This is a genomic window from Streptomyces tateyamensis, assembly GCF_003205575.1.
Lineage (GTDB): Bacteria > Actinomycetota > Actinomycetes > Streptomycetales > Streptomycetaceae > Kitasatospora > Kitasatospora tateyamensis.
In genome coordinates this window covers 797-6856 of sequence record NZ_PYBW01000209.1, presented here as the reverse complement: position 1 = coordinate 6856, position 6060 = coordinate 797, and the positions used below count along the sequence as shown (strand labels likewise).

Below are 6060 nucleotides of genomic sequence, written 5' to 3'. Positions count from 1 at the left end.
CCCGGCCAACCGGATCGAGCCGGCGCGGCAGCTCCAGCAGTGCCAGCGGGTTGCCGCGCGCCTCGGCGAGGATCCGCTCCCGCACCTGCTCGTCCAGCGGACCGAGCAGACCGGAGGCCAGCATCCGTCGCGCTACCTGGTCGGACAACCGAGGCAGCGTCAGCGTCGGCAGTCCTTCGAGTTCCGCGACGACGTGCGGGTCGCGCACCCCGAACACGAACGCCACCGACTCGTCCGCCATCCGCCGGGCCACGAACGCCAGCACCTGCGCCGACGCCCGATCCAGCCACTGCGCGTCGTCCACCACGCACACCACGGGCTGCTCCCCAGCAGCGTCCGCCAGCAGCCCCAGCAGGGCCAGGCCGACGGCGAAACGGCTCGGCGTGTCACCCTCGCCCACTCCCAGCGCCACCGCCAGCGCGTCCCGCTGCGCGGTGGGCAAGTGCTCGATCCGCTCGTGCAGCGGGCGGGTCAACTGGTGCACGGCGGCGTACGCGAAGTCAGCCTCGAACTCCGCCCCGTTCACCCACAGCAGCCGCACACCTGACAGGCCGTCGGTGACGTGGCGCAGCAGCGCCGTCTTCCCGATGCCCGCCTCACCCCGCACGACCGCCGCCCCGCCCCGGCCGGCCCGAACACCGGCCAACAGGTCGACAAGAACGGCACGCTCAGCAGGCGGTATGTACTCGGAGCCGGTCGCGGGAGCCACTCCGGAATCATGCCATGCCTTCTGACCTCGGGAGTTACCCCCTCCTGCCCGACGGCCCAGTCCCCGGCAGCGGCTCGCTAGCACTTCACGGCGACAGTGCGATGCCGAGGGCTCGGACGGGGAGCGCGGGGGCATCTCGATATCCGCCGGAACACCATCCGGACAGCTTGCCGTGTCGAACCACCTATGCCGCGGGCAGCGTGCCTGCGGGTGTGAGGACGCAGGGAGCCCGAATGATCACCGTGGAGCGCACCATCATCGTCGAGAGGCCGGCCGGGGAGGTCCTGACCTACTTGGCCGACTTCGGCAACACACCCGCCTGGGATCCGGGAACGGAGAGCTGCACCCGCCTGGACTCCGGTCCGGTCGCGGCCGGTTCGCGGTGGCTCAACGTGTCCCGGTTCCGGGGCCGGCGCAGCGAGCTGAACTACCGGCTGGAGACGTACGAGCCCGGCCGCCTGGTGTTCGTGGGGAGCAACCGTACCGTCACCGCGACCGACGACATCACTGTGCGCCCCGAGGGTGTCCGCACGGTCCTCGTCTACCGTGCGCAGTTGCGCTTCCACGGCCTGGCCCGCCTGGCGGCCCCTGTGTTGCGTGCGGAGTTCGAACGCCTCGCAGATGCGGTGGCCGAGCAGCTCCCCCGCGCCGTGCGGGAGCACTGATCGGATCGGCGGCTGCGGCCGCAGCGGCGCACGGGCGCGTGGCTGCCCGTCCTGCTAGTTCCTGGTCTGGGGCGAGTCGGGCGCCGGTGGGTGGAGGAAGGAGCGGTAGGCCTCGGCGATGAGCTGGAGGTAGCGCAGGGCCCCCTCGCGCTCCGTTTCGGTCAGCTCCGAGCTCGCCTGATGGATCAGGCCGAGCATCGGGCCCAGCTCCCCCATGACGTGCTCGTGGCCGCTGGTGGTCACGTCCAGTACCTGGCGGCGGCGGTCGCGCGGGTGCGGGCCGCGGGTCATGTGGCCCTCGGCGACCAGGCGGTTGACGGACTGGGTGCCGGCGGCGCTGGTGACGCCAAGGCGCCGGGAAAGCTCGACGGGGCCGATCGGCTCGCCGGCCCCGCACGCCATGACGACGTGCTCGACGGCCTCGACGTTGGTCAGCGGCATGCCCAGCCGCTCCGCGAGTTCGGCGCGGGCCAGTTGGGTGAGGGTGAGCACCTCGCGCAGCGCCTGCGACAGAGGGTCGCCCGCCGGAGGGGCCGTTGCCGGCCTCGAGCGGGAATCCGTCTCGCCGCGCGCTCCGAACGATGAATGTTGCGCCATGGGAGCAAGTCTGACACGCTACAAATCGCTAAGTTACTTAACGACTTTTGGGGTGCGCATCCATGCCCACTGCGCCGGCAGGCAACGACTCGCTCACCAGGCCCGCACGCGCCGGGAGCGGGGCGCATCAACCGCGTTCGCTCGCATGGCTCGTCCTGCTCCTGACCCTCGTCGGCCTGGGCGCGGCCTTCGCGCTCGGCCCGAGCGATGCCACCACCACCAAGGCGACCGGCACGGGGCTGCCCGCCTCCTCGCAGTCCGCCCGGGTCGCCGAGATCGTCAAGACCTTCCCCACCGGCGCGGTGGCCCCGGCGATCGTCGTCTTCAGCAACACCGACGGCAGTCCGCTCACCCCCGAGGAGCAGACCGTGATCGCCCAACGCGCCGCACCGCTGGGGGCGTTGGGCCTGGCACCGGCGGCGGCCCAGCCGGAAACGCTGCAGGGCCGGGTCGCCACCCTCGCCGTCCTGCTGCCCACCGGCGCGGCCGACGGCGCCAACAGCGACACCGTCGAACGGATCCGCCGCACCGCCGCCGACCAGTTGCCCACACCGCTGCGTGCCCAAGTGACGGGTGCGCCGGCGGTCCGGGCCGACATCGGCAAGGTCTTCGAGGGCGCCGACACGAACCTGCTGCTCGCCACCGCCTCCGTCGTCGCCGTGCTGCTGATCATCACCTACCGCAGCCCGATCCTGTGGCTGGTCCCGCTGCTGGTCGTCGGCGCCGCCGACCGCCTCGCCGCCGTCCTGGTCGGCGTGCTGGCCCCGCACGCCGGCGTCCAGGTCGACGCGTCCACCGCCGGGATCCAGTCCGTCCTGGTCTTCGGCGCGGGGACGGACTACGCGCTGCTGCTCGTCTCCCGCTACCGCGACGAACTCCACCTCACCGACGACCGGTTCACCGCCATGGCCCGGGCCTGGCGCGGCACCGCACCGGCCGTGCTGGCCAGCGGCACCACCGTGGTGCTGAGCCTGCTCACCCTGCTGGCCGCCGAACTGACCGGCAACCGCGGCCTCGGCTTCGCCGGCGCCATCGGCATCCTCACCGCCGTGCTGTTCGGCCTGGTCGTGCTGCCCGCCGCCCTGGTACTGCCCGGCCGCCGGCTGTTCTGGCCGCTGGTGCCCGCGGTCGGCGGGGCCGTGACGGCCGACCGCCGCGGCCTCTGGTCGCGGATCGGCGCCGCCGTCTCCGCCCGGCCCGCCCTGGTCGCCGCCGCCGGCACCGCCGTGCTGGCACTGCTCGCCTGCGGCGGACTCGGCCTGCACACCGGCCTGGCCCAGGCCGACTCCTTCCGCACCACACCCGAGGCCGTGCTCGGCCAGCGCACCCTCGCCGCCGTCCAACCGGCCGGGGCCGCCGAGCCGTTGACCCTGGTGTCCGGCGTCGCCGCCGCCGACCAGGTGGTCGAGGCCGCCCGCCGGGTTCCGGGCGTCGCCTCCGTCACGGCGACCGCGCACACCGACCGGTACGCCGAGGCGAGCGTGGTCCTCACCGCGGCTCCCGGCACCGTGGCGTCGGACCGGGCCCTGGAAGCCCTGCGCGGCCGGGTCGGCCGGCTCCCCGGCGCCGACGCCCTGGTCGGCGGGCCCACTGCCGAGGCCTACGACACCGGCCGGGCCAACGCCCACGACACCCGCCTGGTCGTCCCGCTGGTGCTGGCCATCGTCTTCCTGGTGCTGGTCGGCCTGCTGCGCGCGCTGGTCGCCCCGGTGCTGCTGATCGCCACCGTCATCGCCTCCTACTTCGCCGCCCTCGGCGCCGCCTGGCTGCTCTTCCGCACGGTGTACGACTTCCCCGCGCTGGACACCGACGTCCCGCTGCTGTCATTCCTCTTCCTGGTCGCACTCGGCGTGGACTACAACATCTTCCTGATCGCCCGCACCCGCGAGGACACCGTCGCGGGCCACGACACGCGCACCGCGGTGCGCCGCGCGCTGGCCTCCACCGGCGGCGTCATCACCAGTGCCGGCATCCTGCTCGCGGCGGTCTTCGCCGTGCTCGGGGTGCTGCCGCTGATCACCCTCACCCAGATCGGCGTCATCGTCGGCCTCGGCGTCCTGCTCGACACCCTGCTGGTGCGAACCGTGCTGGTCCCGGCCCTGGTGCTGCTCACCGGCCGCCGGTTCTGGTGGCCCGGTCGGCCGGAGACCACCGGCAGCAACTCACTCCACAACCCGGCTGCTTGACCCGGATCCCGCCGCCGGCCCGGCAAGACCGGAACGTCTCGTTCGGCACGCGCCCGCTGGTGGGCGCTGGGCGCCGTCCTCGCCGAGGAGAGCGGTGCGGGGGCGAGCGCCGCCCCCGTCTGCACCCGCTCAGACGTTCTCGATGCGGGGGAAGACGTACGCGTCGAGGATCAGGCCGAGTGCGACGGCGGACGGCACCGCGACCAGCGCTCCCACCAGGCCCAGCAGTGCACCTCCCAGGAGCACCGCGACCACCGTGACGATCGGGTGCACGTCCACCACGAACTTCATGGCCCTGGGCATGATCAGGTAGTCCTCCAGGAGCCGGAAGGCGATGTAGAAACCGGCGGTGGCGAGGGCCACCGGGAGCGACACCGACAGGGCGACCAGGCTCACGACCACGCCGCCGATGGTCGAGCCGACCATGGGGACCAAGTCCATCAGCGCCACGAACACCCCCAGCGCCCCCGCGTAGGGCACACCGGTGGCCGCGCACCACACGAAGGTCGCCAGACCCGCGACGGCGGAGGTCAGCACATTGCCCAGCATGTAGCGACCGGTCCGGAGGAGGATCTCCTCGGTGATCTCCTCCACCTCCTCGCGCCGGCTGCGCGGCACGAAGCGGTAGCAGAACGTCTTGATGACGGGTAGGGCCGCCATCACGTACAGGGAGACGGTGACGACGATCACTGTCGACGTCACCGTACTGAGGAGGAGCTGGCCCGCGCCGAGCACGCCGCCGAACGCACTGGACGCCGAACCGTTGTGGCCCAACTGCTCCTTGACCCGCTCGACGAGGTGGTAGTGGTCCTCGATCCGGCCCAGCGTCGACTGGTGGTCATGCAGTTGCTGGAGCCAGCCGGGGACCGCGTCGACCAGGGCGCCCACCTCGTTGTCGACCGGTGGGATGACCATGGCGAGGAGAGCGGCAAGCAGCGCGGCAAGCCCCACCACCACGACCGCCACCGACCAGGCGCGGCGCAGACCGTGGCGTACCAGCCACGCGACCACGGGCTCCAGGCTGACCGCGACGAACACGGCGAGGAGCAGCAGCGTGAGCAGCGAGGTGAGCTGCAGTACCGCGTCCGTCAGATGCCAGGCCAGTAGCGCGCCGACGCTGAGCGCGAACCCTGCGCGGAACCACGATTTGACCTGCGGCGCGGTGCGCCCGGGGCTCTGGATCCGGGTGCGCGGGCCACCGGCCCGGCGGACGGGGGCCAGATCGCGGGCGGGGCTTCCTGCGGGCGTTTCGGAATCCATCGTCTCTCCTTGGGCCCTCGTGCGGGGGCCGTCACCGTCGTTCCTCGCCCGTCGCCGTCTGCCCCCTGGTGTGGACGGCGGTACCCGCCGGGGAGAAGCCTCGCGCCGCGGCGAGAGAACCCCCTGCTGGAGGAGCGGATACGGCGAGGGGGCACGCACGGTGGTGCATGCCCCCTCGCCGTCCCGGCCGTGCCTGCGGCGGGGTCTGACTGCCTACCAGCGGTACCAGCGGCCGCGGCTGCCGGAGGCGCCGGTGCCCCGGGCCACGAATCCGACCAGCCACACCACCAGCACCACGATCGCCACCCACCACAGGGCCTTGAGTGCGAAGCCGGCGCCGAACAGGAGCAGGGCCAGGAGCAGAACAAGAAGAAGGGGAACCATCTCGACCTCCGTAGTCAGTGTCGGCAATCCGCTTGCCCTGGCTTGCGGCACATATGCGGGGGAATTTTCCGACTGATCCGGGGTAGACGGTGTGCCCCGGCACGGTCACGGGCTCCTGCGCACCAGCTTGCCGCCGTCGAGGCCACGGCTGGATGACGGCACCCTCGCGGCCCCCTTGGCCAACCAACCCGCGCGAAGCCGGAACGTGAAACCGACTGGCCGCAGGGAACGAGAATGCAGTCGGTTCGCGCCCGGCGAC

General features: G+C 72.5%; 6 protein-coding genes. 2 read left to right on the top strand and 4 right to left on the bottom strand.

What is annotated here, in order from left to right; genetic code table 11:
• The coding region (locus tag C7C46_RS32590) for an AAA family ATPase (protein WP_181442659.1) at positions 1 to 709 on the bottom strand (709 nt) is incomplete at its 3' end.
• A 233-nt stretch (positions 710 to 942) separates the two neighbouring features.
• Between C7C46_RS32590 and C7C46_RS32585 the strand changes: the two genes are divergently transcribed.
• Positions 943 to 1374: an SRPBCC family protein gene (locus tag C7C46_RS32585; protein WP_110673528.1), complete on the top strand. Its 432-nt coding sequence runs from the start codon at positions 943 to 945 to the stop codon at positions 1372 to 1374.
• Positions 1375 to 1428: 54 nt separating this feature from the next.
• On the opposite strand, the gene C7C46_RS32580 is transcribed toward C7C46_RS32585, so the two are convergent.
• Positions 1429 to 1866 carry a MarR family winged helix-turn-helix transcriptional regulator gene (locus C7C46_RS32580; RefSeq protein ID WP_181442658.1) on the bottom strand — a complete coding sequence of 146 codons (438 nt, stop codon included), beginning with the start codon at positions 1864 to 1866 and terminating at the stop codon, positions 1429 to 1431.
• Positions 1867 to 2033: 167 nt separating this feature from the next.
• Here C7C46_RS32580 and C7C46_RS32575 point away from each other — a divergent pair, with 167 nt between their 5' ends.
• Positions 2034 to 4157 carry an MMPL family transporter gene (locus C7C46_RS32575; RefSeq protein WP_110673526.1) on the top strand — a complete coding sequence of 708 codons (2124 nt, stop codon included), beginning with the start codon at positions 2034 to 2036 and terminating at the stop codon, positions 4155 to 4157.
• 129 nt (positions 4158 to 4286) lie between these two features.
• Here the strand turns inward: C7C46_RS32575 and C7C46_RS32570 are convergent, their stop codons facing one another.
• Positions 4287 to 5417 (bottom strand): AI-2E family transporter, encoded by a 1131-nt coding sequence (locus C7C46_RS32570; protein ID WP_110673525.1) that lies wholly within the window; start codon positions 5415 to 5417, stop codon positions 4287 to 4289.
• Positions 5418 to 5630: 213 nt separating this feature from the next.
• Positions 5631 to 5801 carry a hydrophobic protein gene (locus tag C7C46_RS32565; RefSeq protein WP_110673524.1) on the bottom strand — a complete coding sequence of 57 codons (171 nt, stop codon included), beginning with the start codon at positions 5799 to 5801 and terminating at the stop codon, positions 5631 to 5633.
• Positions 5802 to 6060: the final 259 nt, after the last annotated feature.

Excerpts from the sequence above, each read along its gene's own strand:
- C7C46_RS32585 (WP_110673528.1), top strand. The coding sequence starts at position 943 with ATGATCACCGTGGAGCGCACCATCATCGTCGAGAGGCCGGCCGGGGAG.
- C7C46_RS32565 (WP_110673524.1), bottom strand. The coding sequence starts at position 5,801 with ATGGTTCCCCTTCTTCTTGTTCTGCTCCTGGCCCTGCTCCTGTTCGGC.
- C7C46_RS32575 (WP_110673526.1), top strand. The coding sequence starts at position 2,034 with ATGCCCACTGCGCCGGCAGGCAACGACTCGCTCACCAGGCCCGCACGC.
- C7C46_RS32570 (WP_110673525.1), bottom strand. The coding sequence starts at position 5,417 with ATGGATTCCGAAACGCCCGCAGGAAGCCCCGCCCGCGATCTGGCCCCC.